Genomic DNA, 14,411 nt, shown 5'->3' with positions numbered 1-14,411 from the left:
ATTACCTCAGCAATTTACTATTTAATCAATATTCTCATAAATTTCTTGATAATTTTTGTTTCCTCCGGAAAGATTGTACACGTGTTTGAATCCTTCGTTTAACAGTATATTTTGTGCAGCATTCCCGGTAACACCTTTATTACAGTACGTAATTGTCAAAACATTCTTGTCTAACTCATCGTAGCGTGTCCTCAAATCAGATAATGGAATATGAATAGCTCCTTTAACCTTTGATTTTTCGAATTGCTTTTTGGATCTTGTATCAATTATCTGTAACTTTTCTTTTCTGTGTTGTCGTTCAATTAACTCAATCGGGGACATCAAAGGCGCTCTTCTCTTCACCGCGTTATCTAAGGCCATTCCAGTATAATGAACGGGATCCTTGGTTGTTGAAAATGGTGGTGCATAAGCTAAATCTAAATCAAACAGTTCTTCCGCCAATGCTCCAAAGGAAATAGCCGTAGCAAGCACGTCGATTCTTTTATCTACTCCGTCATAACCGATAATTTGGGCACCCAGAACTCTACCGCTGCTTTTATCTGCTATTGCTTTGATGACCATTTCTTTGCCATCCATGTAATCAGGTTTATTTGGTTTTATATTGTATAAAACGGCAACTTCTAATCCTTCTTTAAGAGCTTCCTTTTCAGTAAGACCCGTTTGTGCAATGGCTAAATCAAAAAAGCGCAAAATACCGGTTCCTAATATTCCTTTAAATCGTAAAGAGCCACCAGTAATTGTGTCACCAGCAATTCTACCCATCTTGTTCGCAGTCGAAGCCAAGGGACGATAGATTGGTTGTTGAGTAATGCGATTGTAGCTTTCTGCTACATCCCCTACTGCATAGACATTTTTCAAATTGGTTTCCATTCTATTGTCTACTTTAATTGCTCCCGTTTTGCCCAACTCTATTCCTATGGTTTGAGCCAATTCTGTATTTGGCCTTACTCCTGTTGCCAATACAAATAAATCGGCTGATAATTCATTCCCTTTTGAAGTCTTAACAGCAGTTAGTTGTTCTTCACCTACTAATTCAACAACCGTTTCTTTTGGCCTAAAATCAATCTGTTGTTTTGCTACTTCGTTCTCTATTCTTATAGCCATATCCCAATCTAAATGAGACATTGGATGGTTGCCTCGTTGCAGTAACGAAACAGCTATTCCTTGTCTCTGTAATTGTTCAGCCATCTCTAACCCAATATATCCAGCACCTACAATAACAGCTTTTTCTACTTTATTAGTCTTAATAAAGTTGTGAATATTTTTACCACTGGAAACATTTTTGATTTGAAATACATTTTCAAATTGTCTATTAGAGAATATAGCCGGTGTATTGTAAATTGAACCTGTTGCAAATACTAATGCATCATAATCATCTGAAAACGACTTTCTAGTAATCAAATTTAGTCCGTAAATACGTTTCTTTTTATGGTCAATACGTTGTACTTCATGCGAAGTATGAATATCTACGTTGTATCTCTTTTTGAACCACTCAGCATTCCGTGGAGTCAATTCATCGAATTTTTCAACTTCTCCTCCAACAGCATATGGAATTCCACAAACAGAATATGAGATGTCGATATCTTTATCATATAGAATGATTTCCGCTTCTTCTGTGTTCCTTCTCGCTTTTGCAGCAACACTTGTTCCTGCTGCAACAGACCCGATGATTATTATTTTCATACTATGCACCCCAACTACTCATATAGATTTTCAATTTGGTTAGTATCACCTGACTTAACAAACCATGACTTAGTATTGTTGGAAATCTTTACTAATAGCAACATGATCGGTACCTCAACTAACACTCCTACAACTGTTGCTAAAGTCGCGCCAGACTGTAGGCCGAAAAGTGAAATCGCAACAGCAACCGCTAGTTCAAAGAAATTGCTCGCACCAATCATTCCAGCTGGTGAGGCAATCTCATGAGGCAACTTCCAAAACCTTGACCACCCATAGGCAATAGTAAAAATTAGTAGCGTTTGAATGGTTAGTGGAATTGCAATTAATAAAATATGAATTGGATTGGCTAATATTTTTTCACCTTGAAAAGAAAAAATAATAATCAACGTTAGCAATAATCCAATGATTGTAACAGAGTCAAATTTCTTTAAAAAGACATCTTCGAAATAGTACTTACCTTTATTTTTTATTATCATTACTCTAGTAACGAAACCTAGAAGTAGTGGCACTACTACAAAAAGAACTGTAGATAATAGCAATGTTCCCATTGGAACAACAACATTGTCCACACCAAGTAGAAACGCTACAATGGGTGCGAATAGAATCAAAATAATTAAATCATTGATCGCTACTTGTACCAGAGTGTATGCTGCGTCACCTTTCGTTAGATAACTCCATACAAATACCATAGCTGTACAAGGTGCAGCACCTAATATAACAGCACCAGCAACGTACTCTTTTGCTAATTCTATAGGTATAAGATTCTTAAAAATCACATAGAAGAAAAAAGCGGATATAGCATACATTGTAAAAGGTTTGATTAACCAGTTTGTCACGCAGGTAACAACTAATCCTTTAGGCTTTTTGGCTGCACTAACAATACTAGTGAAATCAATCTTCAACATCATTGGATAAATCATTAACCATATCAAAATTGCTGTAGGTATTGATACCTGATAATATTCAAACTTACTTAAGGTGTCAGGAACGCTCGGCAAAAATTTTCCAATTAGCACCCCAATAACCATACACACAATTACCCATAACGTCAGATATTTTTCAAAAATACCTAATCCTTGTTTTTCATTCTCTGAACTCATTTATTTCCTCCTAATGGCTTGCGCCTTCTTTCGAAAAATATTTTTGTTTAAATTTTAAAGCAACATTCACTAAAGCAATTAAAACTGGAACTTCGACCAAGGGGCCAATAACCGCCGCAAATGCTTCACCCGAATTGATCCCAAATACACCTACTGCTACGGCTATCGCTAGTTCAAAATTATTACTTGCAGCCGTAAAAGATAACGATGCCGCGATTGGATAACTTGTGCCCATTTTTTTTGAGAGTAAAAATGATACAAAAAACATAATTACAAAATAGAATAGTAGTGGGATAGCAATTCGAACTACATCTAATGGCAACTCAATCACTTTTTCACCCTTTACGGAAAACATTACGATAATTGTAAATAGTAATGCAACCAAAGTTATTGGGCTTATTTTAGGGATAAACTTAGTTTCAAACCATTTTTTCCCTTTCATTTTGATCAAAATAAATCTTGAACTAAAACCTGCAATAAATGGGATTCCCAGATAAATAAAAACGCTTTTGGCAATTTCTCCCATTGTAATATTAATCGTATGTGTCTCTAAACCAAGCCAGTTCGGTAATACTGTGACAAAGATATATGCAAATAATGAGTAAAATACAATTTGAAAAATAGAATTAAATGCTACTAATCCAGCTGTATACTCGTTGTCTCCTTGGGCAAGCTCACTCCAGACGATTACCATAGCAATACATCGAGCAAGCCCAATCATAATTAACCCAACCATATAACTTGGATAGTTGTGCAAAAAGACTACTGCTAAAACAAACATAATAATTGGACCGACAATCCAATTTTGAACTAGTGAAAGTAAGAGTACCTTCCAATCCTTAAAAACACGCCACATTTCTTCATATTTTACTTTTGTAAGTGGTGGGTACATCATCAAAATTAAACCTATTGCAATTGGAATCGAAGTCGTCCCAACTTCTAAATGATTTATTACTTTAGGAATATTGGGAAAAAAATACCCCATTCCTATACCAATTGCCATTGCAATAAAAATCCATAATGTCAAATATCGATCTAGTAAAGACAATTTCTTAGTTACTTGATTCATTTTTCCATCTCCAGCAGAATAAAAAATTTATTTTCCTCAAACGAATAGATGAACCTATATATAGATTGTTATCTATATATAGGTCAAAAAATTAATGAACTAATTTTGCGTCAAAGTTAGGAACCCACTCTGTTACCGCAAAATGCCCATCTGAAAGATCTTTTACTTTATTGATCCACTCAATTTCATTTGTAGCGCGCGCCTTTAATACTTCATTGGACGTATCGGTAGCATACATACTTTGATTGATTAGCCACCAAGTATGAGCAATCTTTGCACGATTCAAATCTTCATCTAAACGCATCGATTCGTACACTGGCGTTGTTTCAGGCAGAGTAACCATCAATACTTCCGTTTCATTGCTATTTTGTAATCTTGGTAATAGCTTTTGAATCGACAATGGCACTTCGCCAGAACTTCTTTCAACTTCTTTGGCATAGCTTTGCGTGGAATCCAAAAGAAGCAATGTGTGTCCTGTTGGAGCGGTATCTATTACCACAATTTCATTTTCTGACTTATCTACAATTTCCGCAAATGCTCTAAATACTGCAATTTCTTGCGTGCAAGGTGAACGAAGGTCTTCTTCGACATAAGCGACATCATCCGCATTCATCGTCAGACGAGCTTTTGAAAGAACCTCTTTTTTGTAAGATTCTAGTTCCTGTTCTTCATCGATATGGCTGATTGAAATTGGCAACTCATTCGAAATAAAAAGATTTAGATGATCGGCAGGATCCGTTGTCGCTAAACGAACTTTTTTACCTGATTGTGCCAATTTTTCTGCGATTTGAATAGCAACAGTTGTCTTGCCAACGCCACCTTTTCCCATCGTAAAAATAATCTTTTTATTCGTTCGAATAAACTCACTCACAATAAAATCTAACGTTGGAAACTCAATCGGTTCCTGTTCATGTTGGTGAACAGCTGGCTGTTGATTACTCAATAAAATTTGAAGCTTATCTATTCCTGCAACGTTATATGGGCGAAGTGGAATATAGTACTTTTCTAATTTGCTCAAAGGCTTTGGCATTTCTTCTAGATCACTTTGTTGTTCACCGTAGATTACCTGAGAAATCACATCATCAGGATTATTCAATAATCCGTTAACCACTAGTAATTGATTCTTAATCCCTAATTTCAATAGTTCCTCGGAAGCACGTTCAGCTTCAATTAGTGGTGCTTTTTGCGGTCTGGTCACTAAAATTAAAGATGTTTGGGTTGCATCTGTAAGTGTCTCCACTGCTTTTTCATATATCTCTTTTTTATCACCCAATCCGGATAATTGTCCCAAGCAAGAAACTCCAGTTGTATTTTCATCCAGATAATTATTCCAAGCAGAAGGTAATTGTAGCATTCTTAGCGTATGCCCAGTGGGGGCGGTGTCAAAAATTACATAATCAAATTGCTCTGCAACTTCTTTATCAGTTAAAAAGTTCGCAAACTCGTTAAAAGCAGCAATCTCTACTGTACAAGAGCCTGATAATTGTTCTTCCATATTAACTAGTGCACTATCTGGTAAGATTCCCCGATAAGGACCGACAATACTCTCTTTGTATTCTTCTGCCGCTGTGATTGGATCAAAATTTGCAACTTTCAAATGGCTAATTCCGTCAACCGTAGTCGGTTTATTTGTTAATTTTGTTTGGAAAACATCTTGCAGGTTTGAAGCCGGGTCTGTGCTGACTAGCATAACCTGGTTGCCGTCTTCCGCTAAAGATGTCGCCGTGGCACAAGCCGTAGTCGTTTTCCCAACCCCACCTTTACCTGTGAAAAACAGATATTTAGTTAATTCTATCTTTTTTGGTATATATTGAAGCATTGTATCTCCTCCCTTTCCCTTTTAAAGAGGTCTATTAACAACAGCCTTCGCTCCCATTATTCCCTCCACAGCAGCTACCAGAACTAGCTGATTGAACTACAAAGCGAACCTCTCCATACTTTCCGAATTCCTCTAAGGTTGGATAAGAACCTTCTTTGACAATTTTTCCATCTAATAAGGTTATCGGCAAAATATCATTACCATTTTCTTGAAGCAACTTCAAGATTGTTGGATTTTTGACAAAAGCATCTGGATCACTGGTTAAATTGTGACGAGAAGCGTCAATTGAATCCAGTCCTTCGAAATTTTCAAATACTGAGGTTACCATTAGTAATTCTTCATCAACTGATGGACCGCAGACTCCTGTTGAACAACACATTGCTGGTTCAAATAGCTCCAATTTTTTCATCATTTTTTTCCCCTTTACAATTACAATTTAGTTTATTACAAATGCAATCATCTTTATCAGAAAACAATTGCATCATTGAACCCATAAATTGATCGGCGAAGCTTTCCGTTAATTGATAATGATGCCATATTTTATCCTTAGTCACTGTGACAATCCCAGCCTTTTCTAATACTTTCATATGATGTGAAAGAGTTGGCTGAGTGAAGTCAAAGTGATCTAAGATATCGCAGGCACACAAACTACCGCAAGACAATATATCAATGATTTTTAAACGTTTTGGATCAGCAAGAGCCTTAAGCATTATCGATATTTCATCATAATTCATATCTTCTACTCCTTTACATAGATGGATGTCTATGAATAATATAGATGAACATCTATATATTGTCAATCGCTTCTGTCTTTTTATTTCTTACTTTACTTTGAAACCTTTACTGCAAAAATGTAAATACTACCTATCACCCAAAAAGTAATAGATGGTATTTATCAAGTAATTATACGTATCAACCGCACTATTTCAATTTTAAAAAATAAATTTGCATTCTACTTGCCTCAGATTTAAAAGCCTTGTATATAAAATTCGTAGTATCTTCGTTCTTAACTTCAAATCGTTTTGACTGGCTGTTATAACTATACTCAACAATATTCAATTTTTCCTGCGCACGTTCAAAGCCATAGTAAATAATTCTAGACTTAGTTAAGTCTACGCCTAGCATTGGAAAAGCTCGTGTAAAATAATCAATTTCAATTTGATTCCTTAAATCCGGAAAATTATGGTATAGATATTTTTGTCGCTTCGCAAATGTATAAGGCAACAAATGAACTCGGTTGTTCTTAACGTCTACATAGGCATAATAACGTGGTGATGGATCCAATGGGTCATTAGCCGCGGCCGCCGTATAAAGAGAATCTGTTCCTTCAACTTTGGAATACGTTAGATACGGATCATTTCTCTCCACTAACATACCGGAATCCATAATTCCTTGCAGAAACTCCATAATCGTCATTTCATCATAGACATCCACTTTTTGCTGTTTCAAGAATACCAACATTTGTTGTAGAAATGCTGGATTCACTTGTAACTGAAAATGGTCCTTCAATAAATTTGTTAGTACTTCCTCTGACGTCCCATACAATAGCTCTTCTACCGTCGTCTTACCCAATAAGGCGATTTTTTTTAGTTTATCTTCTTTGGGCAGATTAATTCCTCGCTCCCAATTATTAACTGTGGTTTTGGGAGAATTACTGATTAGCTCACCAAACTGAGCCATACTGTAGCCTAAATCCGTCCTTATTTCACGGATTTTTTTTGCTACTCTTTGTTGATCAACTTTCATAGTCCTCATCACTCCGATATTTTTCTAGTTTAATCATATCAAACCTTCTTAATAATCGAAATACAAAAGTACTTATTTTCGAACTTTATTTTATTGACATTCTATCGAATTGGGTGTACGATAAACAAAAGTACTTTTATAAGTACTTTTGAAATGCCCTTTGAAAACTGAATAGCACCTTTCTTCTTTTCACTTCTAGATCGGAGGTAGATCAATCAATGGCAGTTGAAATTACACTTTCGCCTGATCAAGAGACGAGTTTAAGAGAATATATGTATACCTTAATGGTAGATGAAGTGAGAAACGCACGAATAGCCGTACATTTAGAGAATCGCTATTTATCAAAAAAAGAGACTTGTGAGTATTTAGGTATCGCCAACAACACGCTTGATAAATGGATTGATGCAGGACTTCCCATGATACATCTTTGGGGTGTTGTACGATTCCAGCGAGAAGAGATAGATAAATGGCTAAGGGAGTATTCCAAAGCACAGCAAGGCGCTGTATGATGAGTGTGTAGTGATACTGATATGCCATTTTTGAAAGGAAGATAGAAATGGCAATTAGTCTAATGGAAAATGGCTCGTATAAAGTCAATGTTTATATGGGGGCGGATGCTTCTCGATATGTGGCTTATGCGGACAGCAAACATGAAGCAGAGATTTTAGAAACAGAAGCAAAACTAAAAAAATTGAAAGGAGAAGTGAAAAAGAAGAAAGGTTCTTATACATTCAAAGAGGTTTACCAAATGTGGTGGGATAAGAAATACACCGTTACACAACATCATGAGCAGTCTACTTTGGATCGAACTAAGACTTGCTTTGAGAAGAGAATTCTTCCTTACTTAGGGGATGTTCCGATTAATAAGATTACCTATGACCTATTAGAAGATACCCAAATTTTGTGGGCATTTGGCAATGAGGAAAAAGGCATTAAACCTTATGCTAACTATAAACACTGTGTCTCCTACACCAAACAAGTATTACGCTATGCCCTAGTGAAAGGTTATATCCAAAAGAATCCCTATGATTTGTTGGAGATGCCTGTAAATGCAGACCTAAAGAACAAAAAGGAAAAAAAACGTCAGCAAAAGTACTATTCTAAGGAACTCATCCAACAAGCGTTAACTTTGATGAAGCAAGAATATGGGGTGCGAGACTATACGTTACTTTCTTTGATTTATCAATTAGGGGCAGCCAAAGGAGAAATTTATCCCTTGGTCTGGTCAGATATTGATTTCAAAAACAAGACGATTTCCCTCATGCATAAATTGGTGAAAAATAAAGCTACCGGAAAATACGAACGTGTAAAAGGGATGAAAAACTCCTATCGATTTCGAACGATTCCAGTAGCAGATTCCGTTATTAATCTATTGGCAAAATGGAAAACGGTTCAATTTAATGAACTTCAACAAGTCAATATTTTTCCAACCGATGATCAATTTATCTTCACTTATACAACTCAAAAGGGAGAACTGAATCAACCTTTGCATCCAGACTACCTTAACAATAAACTTGATGCCCTTTCAAAGAAATTTGACCTTCCAAAAATAACACCCCACGGCTTACGACATACTTTTGTCAGTGACCTTTTAAACAATGGTGTGGATGATTTAATCGTAAAATCTCTAGTCGGTCATGCGGAAACGTCAGAGATTACACGAAATGTTTACGGGCATGTAAATCCAGAAGTTCAGAAAGAAACCGTCAAGCACTTGGAGGATTACCGGCAAAAAACAAGTTGAAAAAAATAGTCGTAACCAAACTCGTAACCAAAATAAAAAAAGCACCTTCCAACTGAATGGAAAGTGCTTGAAATCGTTGGTATAACAACGATTAACGTTTAGAGAATTGAGAAGCTTTACGGGCTTTCTTAAGACCTGGTTTTTTACGTTCAACCATACGAGCGTCACGTGTTAATAAACCAGCACGTTTTAATGCAAGACGGAAGTCAGGATCAACTTCTAATAATGCACGTGAAATGCCGTGGCGGATTGCGCCAGCTTGTCCAGCGTAGCCCCCACCGTTTACGTTTACCATTACATCGTAAGCGCCATTTGTTTCAGTTACACCAAATGGTTGGTTGATAACTAAACGTAAATCAGCATGTGGGATATATTCTTCAATGTCTTTTTTGTTGATAGTAATTTTACCAGTACCTGGTACCAAACGTACGCGAGCTACTGCATTTTTACGACGGCCTGTGCCGCTATATTGAGCTTGTGCCAATGAAATTCCCTCCTATTAAATTAAGTTTGTAATGTCTAATACTTCTGGTTGTTGCGCTGCGTGTGGATGTTCAGCACCACCGTAAACATGCAATTTCATGCCTTGAGCACGACCTAAAGTGTTTTTAGGTAACATGCCTTTTACAGAAGTTTCGATCAAACGACGAGAATTTTTAGCACGCAATTCACCAGCTGAAACTTGTTTCAAGCCGCCAGGATGATTTGAGTGACGGTAGTAAATTTTATCAGTTGCTTTTTTACCTGTTAATTTCACTTTGTCAGCGTTAATGACGATTACAAAATCACCTGTATCCACATGGGGGGTGAAAGTTGGTTTGTTTTTACCGCGTAAGATTGAAGCTACGACTGCTGAAAGGCGTCCCATTGGAACATCAGTAGCGTCTACTACATACCATTTACGTTCTACTTCGCCTGGTTTGGCCATATATGTTGTACGCAAGATTTTTTCCTCCAATTTCAATTTCGAATGTTTACAATCACTTGAGTTTCCGGGGCTCTTTGTGGGGTAAACAATACCATTTAACATAATAACGGTAAAATGGCGCAAAGTCAATCAAAAGTCGCGGCTTTTCCAACTATTTTTAAACTTTCTTTTTGAGTCTCCATTTTTTCTACTATTAGTAAAAATCCACTTCTGTCATTTTTATCTATTTCAAAAATAATCTTTAACACACTCCACTTCTCTTATTTTCAGAAAATCCATTTCTACTTTTCACTATTCTAATCCACAGATTTATACAAAAATAATTTTATAAAACCCTTATTTTTGTATAATTTACGTTTTTTTGAAATATTTTTGTATAAATATTTATACTTTGCCTTGCTTTTTAATTTTCAATTTGATACGATAGCGTCAACACATTTTTACTCACATTAAAAAGCACAACAGAAAGGGCGTATTACAATGAAAGAGAAGGTTGTCTTAGCATATTCAGGAGGACTAGATACCTCCGTATCCATTAAGTGGTTGACCGATGAAGGTTACGATGTCATCGCGTGTTGTTTAGATATTGGAGAAGGTAAAGATACGGCGTTTATTAAGGAAAAAGCATTGCAAGTAGGCGCTGTTGCTTCTTATGCCATTGATGCCAAAGACGAGTTTGCCAATGAGTATGCCTTAATCGCTTTACAAGGCCACACTTTTTACGAACAGTCTTATCCTTTAGTATCAGCTCTATCCCGACCGTTAATTGCGAAAAAATTAGTTGAACTAGCCCGATCAACTGGCGCTACAACGGTTGCACATGGTTGTACTGGTAAAGGAAATGACCAAGTGCGTTTTGAGGTTGCTATCAATTCTTTAGCGCCAGAATTAAAAGTGATTGCACCTGTCCGTGAGTGGAAATGGTCCCGTGAAGAAGAAATTGCCTATGCGGCTGAAAAAGGTGTCCCAATCCCCGCCAATTTGGATAATCCCTATTCCATTGATCAAAATATTTGGGGGCGCGCCTGTGAATGCGGCATTTTGGAAGATCCGTGGGCGACACCGCCTAAAGGAGCTTACGAAATTACGGCAGAACTAGAAGAAACACCTGATACGCCAGATATTGTGGAAATCACTTTTTCAAAAGGTGTTCCGGTGGCGTTAAATGGTGAAACGTATAATTTTGCCGATATTATTATGGAATTAAATTTATTAGCCGGCAAACACGGCATCGGCCGCATCGATCATGTGGAAAATCGTTTAGTCGGGATTAAATCCCGTGAAGTCTATGAGTGTCCTGGTGCAGTGACATTGATGACTGCACACAAAGAGTTGGAAGATTTGACTTTTGTGCGAGAAGTCGCGCATTTTAAACCGCTGATTGAACAACAATTAAGCAACATCATCTATAACGCACTTTGGTTCAATCCTTTAACGGATGCCTTAATTGCCTTTTTAAAAGAAACGCAAAAATATGTTAATGGCATCGTTCGCGTGAAATTATTTAAAGGAAACGTAATTGTCGAAGGGCGTAAATCAGAAAATAGTTTGTATTCTGAAAACTTGGCTACTTACACTTCTGCTGATACCTTTGATCAAGATGCAGCAGTTGGCTTCATTAAACTATGGGGCCTACCAAGTAAAGTTCACGCTGAAGTGCAAACACAACTTCAAGTAGAAAATTGGGTAAAATAAAGAAAAACAGGAACTTTATTTTATCTATCATCAAACAAAATAGGACTGTGGCATAAGTTGAACACACACTTTGAATTGCTAAGTTAAGAATTTTAAATTAGTGAACGTTCTTTTTTACAAAAAATGAGAACTTTAAAGTTTGATCACAACTTATGTCACAGCTTTTTTTACAACAAACGAGGTGGAAAAATGGCAAAATTATGGGGTGGTCGTTTTGATGGTCAAAATGAAAGTTGGATTGACGCTTTTGGCGCATCCATTTCCTTTGATCAAAAAATGGCGGCACAAGACATTAAAGGGAGTTTGGCCCATGTGAGCATGTTAGCCCACACTGGTATTATTACAGCAGCTGAAGCTGACAAAATCAGCGCGGGTTTAAACAGTTTACAAGAAAAACTAGCGCAGGGGAATTTAGAATTTACGATTGAAAATGAAGATATTCATATGAATTTGGAAACCTATTTGGCAGCAGAAGTTGGGCCAGTCGCCGGAAAGCTCCATACCGCCCGCAGTCGTAACGACCAAGTGGCAACGGATATGCATTTGTATTTAAAAGATACCGTATCTCAACTCATTCCAAAAATACAGCATTTTCGGGATGTCTTAGTGGAAAAAGCCAGCGAAAATGTGCACACTATTATGCCCGGCTATACCCATATGCAACATGCCCAGCCACTTTCTTTTGCCCATCATTTACTGGCGTATTACGAAATGCTTACCAGAGATCAGACGCGTTTTATAGAAAATTTGCAACGCATTGACGTAATGCCTTTAGGTAGTGCAGCGTTGGCAGGCACTACTTTTCCCATCGACCGTTTTTTTACAGCGGAAAAATTAGGTTTTAGCCAAGTTTATAACAATAGTTTGGATGCCGTTAGTGACCGTGATTTTATTTTGGAATTTTTAAGCAATAGCGCCATTTTAATGATGCATTTGTCCCGTTTTTGTGAGGAGCTGATTTTATGGTGTTCCCATGAATTTCAGTTTGTCGAATTAACGGACAGTTTTTCCACCGGCAGCTCGATTATGCCTCAAAAGAAAAATCCTGATATGGCTGAACTGATTCGCGGTAAAACAGGACGGGTCTATGGCAACTTATTTGGTCTATTAACAGTGATGAAAGGTTTGCCATTAGCCTACAACAAAGATTTTCAAGAAGATAAAGAAGGCATGTTTGATACTGCTGAAACGATTTTGACGAGTTTGGATATTATGGCCGGCATGATTGACACCATGAAAGTCAATAAAGAACAGATGGCTAAAGCCACCGAATCTGATTTTTCTAACGCGACAGAACTCGCGGATTACCTAGCCAGCCACGGTGTTCCCTTTAGAGAAGCCCATGAAATCGTCGGAAAACTGGTATTGTCTTGTTTGAAACGAGGGATTTATTTACAAGATGTCTCTCTTTCTGAGTACCAACAAATTCAAGACGTGATTGGCCCTGACATCTACGAAAAACTGTCTTCTTACAATGCTGTTAAAAATCGTCATTCCTATGGTGGCACTGGTTTTTCACAAGTAGAAAAGCAAGTAAAAGCCGCCCAAGTGCAACTGCAAAAAGAAAAAGAGACCCAATAGTAAGGAATTTCCGCTTAAAAGATGCCTGTTAAAATTCAGCAAATTAAGTATCACTATGGTTTGTTACACCAGTTTGTCACTTGCTACAGCAAAAATTTATCCCGTTTCCAGACTACCTATATATAATAGAAGAAAAATTTTTAGCATCTAAACGCTACCGGCCGCCGCTTTTAGCAAGAGCAAAAAGCTTCTATTATTATAGGTAGTTTTTTGCTGCAAATGACTAAATTGTCCGTTCAGGCTTGATCCTTAGCTGTCACCGGGGAGATTTTGCTTTCCGAGTTCGCTATTTACTGAAACTCGGTCATTTGGGAGCGAAAGCGTAATGGTAAATGATTGCGTTGGGCTTCTGGATTAATGCGTTCTTTAATGGTTACGCCTTCTAAAAAAGCCCTCCACTGTGCCCCAACAATATCATTACCTTGTAAAAACTGATCTTCAGGCAGCGTAATATTTTCCAATAAACGGTAGCCACCATTTTCCATGCAAGCAAGTAATTGATGCGTTTCATCATAAATCATCACTTTTTCCTTTGGATAGCGTTTGGCAAAATGGGGACAGATATAAGGTAGACAATAGTGTTTGGGGGTAATTGTGGCAAACAGCACATCTTCTACATATTCAAAACGGACAAAGCCTTTATATTGATGCGCTTCTCCATATAATGCCCGAATGGCGGTATCTAAAGCTAAAATTTCAGGTTTTCCGATAAAATTTTGCAGATGATCTTTGGTATCAAGGGCAATATGCAAAGCGTGCAACAAATACGTTTCCTTGTTTTCTAGACTGGTATTAAAACCATCGTGTAAAAAAACATAATTATTGGGCGTCAAAACTTCCCGCAAACGGCGCCCAATTTTTGCCGCTTTTTTTTCATCGGTTTTAATCCATTCAGGAGGAAATAAATTATTTTCTGTTGTCACGGGGTTTAACACCACCGCCGGAAACTGATGCCGGCGAAATGATAAATCAATCACCGTATAAAAGCCTGCCAATGTACCGTCATATTCTAAAATATCGATGGTTTCTTTCATCCACACCATCTT

Annotated in this window: 15 protein-coding genes; 4 read left to right on the top strand and 11 right to left on the bottom strand. The window is 37.2% G+C overall.

The genetic code is table 11. The annotated features are described in order from the left end of the window. Positions 1-21: 21 nt before the first annotated feature. The 7 genes from RK01_RS11050 to RK01_RS11020 form a co-directional block, all read right to left on the bottom strand. The gene (locus tag RK01_RS11050; RefSeq protein WP_029487387.1) at positions 22-1,683 is read right to left on the bottom strand and encodes an FAD-dependent oxidoreductase; all 1,662 of its coding nucleotides are present in this window, start codon (positions 1,681-1,683) and stop codon (positions 22-24) included. 14 nt (positions 1,684-1,697) lie between these two features. Then, a complete protein-coding gene (gene arsB, locus RK01_RS11045) occupies positions 1,698-2,783 on the bottom strand; it encodes an ACR3 family arsenite efflux transporter (RefSeq protein WP_016173361.1) in 1,086 nt (361 codons plus the stop codon). Between the two features lie 10 nt (positions 2,784-2,793). After that, positions 2,794-3,852: an ACR3 family arsenite efflux transporter gene (gene arsB / locus RK01_RS11040; RefSeq protein ID WP_016173360.1), complete on the bottom strand. Its 1,059-nt coding sequence runs from the start codon at positions 3,850-3,852 to the stop codon at positions 2,794-2,796. A gap of 91 nt (positions 3,853-3,943) precedes the next feature. Then, complete coding sequence (gene arsA, locus RK01_RS11035; RefSeq protein WP_016173359.1) at positions 3,944-5,671, bottom strand: arsenical pump-driving ATPase; 1,728 nt, start codon at positions 5,669-5,671, stop codon at positions 3,944-3,946. A gap of 34 nt (positions 5,672-5,705) precedes the next feature. Continuing rightward, positions 5,706-6,080, bottom strand: coding sequence for an arsenite efflux transporter metallochaperone ArsD (gene arsD / locus RK01_RS11030; protein WP_029487385.1), 375 nt, complete (start codon positions 6,078-6,080; stop codon positions 5,706-5,708). Next, positions 6,058-6,405, bottom strand: coding sequence for an ArsR/SmtB family transcription factor (locus tag RK01_RS11025; protein ID WP_016173357.1), 348 nt, complete (start codon positions 6,403-6,405; stop codon positions 6,058-6,060). Before RK01_RS11025 ends, arsD begins: the two co-directional genes overlap by 23 nt. 187 nt (positions 6,406-6,592) lie before the next feature. Continuing rightward, the gene (locus RK01_RS11020; protein ID WP_016173356.1) at positions 6,593-7,417 is read right to left on the bottom strand and encodes a helix-turn-helix domain-containing protein; all 825 of its coding nucleotides are present in this window, start codon (positions 7,415-7,417) and stop codon (positions 6,593-6,595) included. Between the two features lie 218 nt (positions 7,418-7,635). On the opposite strand from RK01_RS11020, the gene RK01_RS11015 reads away from it, so the two are divergent. Together RK01_RS11015 and RK01_RS11010 are read left to right on the top strand one after the other, a co-directional pair. Next, positions 7,636-7,926 (top strand): helix-turn-helix domain-containing protein, encoded by a 291-nt coding sequence (locus RK01_RS11015; protein ID WP_003128904.1) that lies wholly within the window; start codon positions 7,636-7,638, stop codon positions 7,924-7,926. 47 nt (positions 7,927-7,973) lie between these two features. Further along, entirely contained in the window at positions 7,974-9,161 is a 1,188-nt protein-coding gene (locus tag RK01_RS11010) for a tyrosine-type recombinase/integrase (protein ID WP_016173355.1), read from the top strand. 91 nt (positions 9,162-9,252) lie between these two features. Here the strand turns inward: RK01_RS11010 and rpsI are convergent, their stop codons facing one another. The 3 genes from rpsI to RK01_RS14020 form a co-directional block, all read right to left on the bottom strand. Then, complete coding sequence (gene rpsI, locus RK01_RS11005) at positions 9,253-9,645, bottom strand: 30S ribosomal protein S9 (protein WP_016173354.1); 393 nt, start codon at positions 9,643-9,645, stop codon at positions 9,253-9,255. Positions 9,646-9,660: 15 nt separating this feature from the next. Then, on the bottom strand, positions 9,661-10,107 hold the full coding sequence (rplM, locus tag RK01_RS11000; protein ID WP_308618381.1) for a 50S ribosomal protein L13: 447 nt from the start codon (positions 10,105-10,107) through the stop codon (positions 9,661-9,663). 107 nt (positions 10,108-10,214) lie between these two features. Beyond that, the gene (locus RK01_RS14020) at positions 10,215-10,337 is read right to left on the bottom strand and encodes a hypothetical protein (protein ID WP_262929461.1); all 123 of its coding nucleotides are present in this window, start codon (positions 10,335-10,337) and stop codon (positions 10,215-10,217) included. A gap of 232 nt (positions 10,338-10,569) precedes the next feature. Here RK01_RS14020 and RK01_RS10995 point away from each other — a divergent pair, with 232 nt between their 5' ends. Continuing rightward, positions 10,570-11,784, top strand: a complete 1,215-nt coding sequence (locus RK01_RS10995; RefSeq protein ID WP_016173352.1) for an argininosuccinate synthase — start codon at positions 10,570-10,572, stop codon at positions 11,782-11,784. Positions 11,785-11,973: 189 nt separating this feature from the next. After that, a complete protein-coding gene (argH, locus tag RK01_RS10990) occupies positions 11,974-13,365 on the top strand; it encodes an argininosuccinate lyase (RefSeq protein WP_016173351.1) in 1,392 nt (463 codons plus the stop codon). Positions 13,366-13,655: 290 nt separating this feature from the next. Here the strand turns inward: argH and RK01_RS10985 are convergent, their stop codons facing one another. Further along, entirely contained in the window at positions 13,656-14,408 is a 753-nt protein-coding gene (locus tag RK01_RS10985) for a TIGR03915 family putative DNA repair protein (RefSeq protein ID WP_016173350.1), read from the bottom strand. Between the last annotated feature and the right edge of the window lie 3 nt (positions 14,409-14,411).

Source organism: Enterococcus dispar ATCC 51266 (assembly GCF_000406945.1).
Classification (GTDB): Bacteria; Bacillota; Bacilli; order Lactobacillales; family Enterococcaceae; genus Enterococcus_C; species Enterococcus_C dispar.
The sequence above is the reverse complement of the archived record's forward strand: the minus strand, read 5'-3'. Positions and strand labels throughout refer to the sequence as shown.

Excerpts from the sequence above, each read along its gene's own strand:
- RK01_RS11050 (WP_029487387.1), bottom strand. The coding sequence starts at position 1,683 with ATGAAAATAATAATCATCGGGTCTGTTGCAGCAGGAACAAGTGTTGCT.
- arsB (WP_016173361.1), bottom strand. The coding sequence starts at position 2,783 with ATGAGTTCAGAGAATGAAAAACAAGGATTAGGTATTTTTGAAAAATAT.
- arsB (WP_016173360.1), bottom strand. The coding sequence starts at position 3,852 with ATGAATCAAGTAACTAAGAAATTGTCTTTACTAGATCGATATTTGACA.
- arsA (WP_016173359.1), bottom strand. The coding sequence starts at position 5,671 with ATGCTTCAATATATACCAAAAAAGATAGAATTAACTAAATATCTGTTT.
- arsD (WP_029487385.1), bottom strand. The coding sequence starts at position 6,080 with ATGAAAAAATTGGAGCTATTTGAACCAGCAATGTGTTGTTCAACAGGA.
- RK01_RS11025 (WP_016173357.1), bottom strand. The coding sequence starts at position 6,405 with ATGAATTATGATGAAATATCGATAATGCTTAAGGCTCTTGCTGATCCA.
- RK01_RS11020 (WP_016173356.1), bottom strand. The coding sequence starts at position 7,417 with ATGAAAGTTGATCAACAAAGAGTAGCAAAAAAAATCCGTGAAATAAGG.
- RK01_RS11015 (WP_003128904.1), top strand. The coding sequence starts at position 7,636 with ATGGCAGTTGAAATTACACTTTCGCCTGATCAAGAGACGAGTTTAAGA.
- RK01_RS11010 (WP_016173355.1), top strand. The coding sequence starts at position 7,974 with ATGGCAATTAGTCTAATGGAAAATGGCTCGTATAAAGTCAATGTTTAT.
- RK01_RS10995 (WP_016173352.1), top strand. The coding sequence starts at position 10,570 with ATGAAAGAGAAGGTTGTCTTAGCATATTCAGGAGGACTAGATACCTCC.
- argH (WP_016173351.1), top strand. The coding sequence starts at position 11,974 with ATGGCAAAATTATGGGGTGGTCGTTTTGATGGTCAAAATGAAAGTTGG.
- RK01_RS10985 (WP_016173350.1), bottom strand. The coding sequence starts at position 14,408 with ATGGTGTGGATGAAAGAAACCATCGATATTTTAGAATATGACGGTACA.